Here is a 3166-nt window from a genome sequence, read left to right on the forward strand (position 1 = left end):
AGGAGTAAGCCCTTTGCGTTCAACCTGAAGTTGCGTTACCCACTTACTGACCGTTGATTTACCTACGTTCATGGCTTTGGCAGCCGCTTCTTGTGTATAGCCTTGGTCAATGACTAATTGGGCAGTTTCGAGTTTAATCGCTGCGCTATATCGAGCACGTTTACTTTTATTCATTTTGTCACCTAAATTCGCTATGAATGAGATCATAACATTTCTTATTAGGTGGCCAAATTCACTATGCCACTACACCAGAATAATTGCATAATAAGTGGTTCAAATCGTTCGCTTCGCTCACTGGGACGGGCTAAAGCCCGCCCCTTAACCAAACGTTATGGCCATAAGGAGAATTAAGCTCGAATGAGATTAGATCATGCAGAAGACTTAGCGAAGTTTGTCGAAGAACTAAAAAAGGAAACGGATAGAGGCCTCCCTTTAGTTGGCACTGCATTAATCGATGAAAAGCTACTGGAAACATTGCAGGCCTTTTTTATCGAGGGTAAATCGTCTAAAAAATTGCTTACCGAGGGTAATGCTCCATTAGGTACATTCTCTTCAAAAATCGAAACTTGCTTTGCATTGGGCCTAATAGATGAATTTGAGTATCAAGAAATAAGTTTAATTCGTAAAGTAAGGAATGAATTTGCGCATGCAAAGCATGGACTATCGTTCCAGACGGAGAAAATTAAAGGGTTCTGTTCAAGTTTAAAATCAGATCTACCCGAAGGATCTAACTATCCAACTAATGATCCAAGGTTTAGATTTACTAATGCAATCGTGTGTATTGTTTTGCGTCTCTATTACAGGCCTGCTTGGGTAGAGAAAGAACGAAGAGAAGCTAAAACTTGGGTAACTGCTTATGAAGCTAGGTGGCGTTCAGTCGAAGATGAGTTCCCTCCCGAAGGTGTACCAGTAATGGTCATGGCTAAAAGCAAAGAAAAATGAGACAGCAAGCCATAACAATGTGCTGCTGCGGATCGTCGCTTCGCTCCTCCCGCAGAGCACGGCGTTATATGGCGTTCAGTCAGGACATACTATTATCTATGAAGGAAGTATAAATGTTTAGAATCAAGGATTCAGTTGAGTTTCAAGGTAAAGAGTATGTTATCTCAAAATTTTTAGGGCAAGGCGGTATGGGGCATGTTTTTTCTATTGAAGAAAAGCATGGGAATTCAAAATTTGCATTAAAGTCACTGCAATATTTTCTTCCTGATGATAATAACCACCGCTCTCTTATTAATGAATGGGAAAAAGCTCAACACATTACTCATAAAAATGTAATTTGTTACCGCGGTTTTCATGATGGGTTAACTGAACCAAAAACTCCTTACCTCGTAATGGATTTGGCTGAAGGTGGCTCATTAGAAGATTTTCTGTTGGCTCAACATGAGTTTATGGAAGAGGATGCTTGTTTGGAAATATTCCATCAGATAATCGATGGAATGGAAGCTGTTAATGAAATATTAGTTCACAGAGATATTAAACCAGACAACATCTTTATAGAAAAAGGCATTTTTAAAATAGCCGATTTTGGTTTGGCAAAAATAGCAGAAGAAAAAACACGCTCTAAAACATTCAAAGGTTGGGGCACAGCACCTTATATTGCACCTGAAGCTTACAGAGCTGAGAAAAATACAATTCAAATGGACATGTATTCCATTGGTCATGTCTTTTATCAAATAGCAGGTATGCGGCATGCTTACGGTACACCTCATGATTGGGAACAAGCACACCTAACTTCAGTACCTAAAGCGCTAAATACAGTAAATGCCAAAATCTCTCCCAAAGTATCCTCCGTTGTTAATAAACTAATGGCAAAAAGGCCAAGTGCGCGTTTTAAAGCATGGGATGAAGTAAGGCAAGAGCTAATCAATGCCACTCAAAATGTTGGTGATCATAGATCAGCAATTGATAATATCTTGCAAAAAAAAATATCGAGAGATTTGAAGGCAGAAGAAGCCTTATCTGAACAGCAAGTTAAAGAAAAAGAACTGAAGAGGAAAAATGACATTTTGAACTTTCAGTTCAAGAATGAAATTATTCAGCCAGTAAACGAATTTGTTGATAATTTCAATAAGGTTTCAGGTGCAGACTCAGCAATGAGTATCTCTAAAATTTCTGATATGGGAGATCTGACAAGTGACATTAGGTTTGATCGCAAGGCTGTAAACATATGGTTTCACAAAATTAATGATTCTGACGTTCTCAGTCGCTACGCAGACGATGGGTGGGGTGAACGCAGACTTCATGTGACAAAACCAACCCTAAATGGGAAACCAGTTTTAGCTTGGGGTGGGGTAGAGTCTTCTGATGGAACAGGCTTGAATCTTGTATTGGTTGCATCTGAAGATGATGATTACGGTGATTGGTATTTATTGAAAAATACACATTCAGCTATAGCTCATCGTCGAGACAATAGACCAGATCCATTTGCATTTACCACTGATGAATTAGTGAAAGAAATTCACCATGTTGGGGTCATGCATATTTATAACTTTAATGTATCAGCATTAGAAATTGATAATGTTATTGAATTTATTTCTAATGTTTTTTAGTGCGGTATATTTTAGCGTCAAGCCATATAACAAATAAGGATAGGCCGCGCTTAGCCGCGACCTTATCCCAAGTGTTGAACAAGCCCGACGCTGGTTGTTGACACTTTATTATGCAAATAGCGGATTGAGAATTTGTGCTGGCGAAGGTCTTATTTTCAAAGAGACTTTATATGAGGACATGACCCGCCCTTAGCGAACGAGCTAATATTTTTATCACTTGTGCATCAATACATTATCGAGTCCTCATTCAGTTTGGTTAACCCGTTATCCTTATACTTCTCGCCTTAGGCGGTGATATTAGCCCCTGTCGGTCGATGACGCATATGAACGCCCATAAAATGCATCGCGAGGTGGCAACAAGGGCAATGTAAGCGTCCATTTTAGGACGTCCTATTCCCACTTAAGATCGCGCGATAAGCTGTGCACTCATCATTACAGGAGAGTGATATGGCAAAGCGAGCTTACCGCAACGCTGCACAATGGCAGCAATTAATCGACTTATGGCACACATCAGAGCTGAGCATCACTGAGTTTTGCCAAACCCATCAACTGAGCACCATGTCATTTTATAAATGGCGGCAACGTCTATCACCACAAACTGAGCAAGCTAATGT

General features: G+C 39.8%; 4 protein-coding genes. 3 read left to right on the forward strand and 1 reads right to left on the reverse strand.

The annotated features are described in order from the left end of the window. On the reverse strand, nt 1-174 hold a 174-nt coding region (locus L5M11_RS23550; protein ID WP_263192006.1), incomplete at its 3' end, for a transposase. Nucleotides 175-357: 183 nt separating this feature from the next. Here L5M11_RS23550 and L5M11_RS23555 point away from each other — a divergent pair. The 3 genes from L5M11_RS23555 to tnpA all read left to right on the forward strand — a co-directional run. Next, nucleotides 358-942, forward strand: coding sequence for an MltR family transcriptional regulator (locus L5M11_RS23555; RefSeq protein WP_263193426.1), 585 nt, complete (start codon nt 358-360; stop codon nt 940-942). A gap of 113 nt (nt 943-1055) precedes the next feature. Then, nucleotides 1056-2552: a serine/threonine-protein kinase gene (locus tag L5M11_RS23560; RefSeq protein ID WP_263193427.1), complete on the forward strand. Its 1497-nt coding sequence runs from the start codon at nt 1056-1058 to the stop codon at nt 2550-2552. A 447-nt stretch (nt 2553-2999) separates the two neighbouring features. Further along, nucleotides 3000-3166: IS66 family insertion sequence element accessory protein TnpA (gene tnpA, locus L5M11_RS24050; RefSeq protein WP_411569098.1), on the forward strand; the 167-nt coding region annotated here is incomplete at its 3' end.

The organism is Shewanella sp. SM87 (genome assembly GCF_025653705.1).
GTDB classification, from domain to species: domain Bacteria; phylum Pseudomonadota; class Gammaproteobacteria; order Enterobacterales; family Shewanellaceae; genus Shewanella; species Shewanella oncorhynchi.

Excerpts from the sequence above, each read along its gene's own strand:
- L5M11_RS23555 (WP_263193426.1), top strand. The coding sequence starts at position 358 with ATGAGATTAGATCATGCAGAAGACTTAGCGAAGTTTGTCGAAGAACTA.
- L5M11_RS23560 (WP_263193427.1), top strand. The coding sequence starts at position 1,056 with ATGTTTAGAATCAAGGATTCAGTTGAGTTTCAAGGTAAAGAGTATGTT.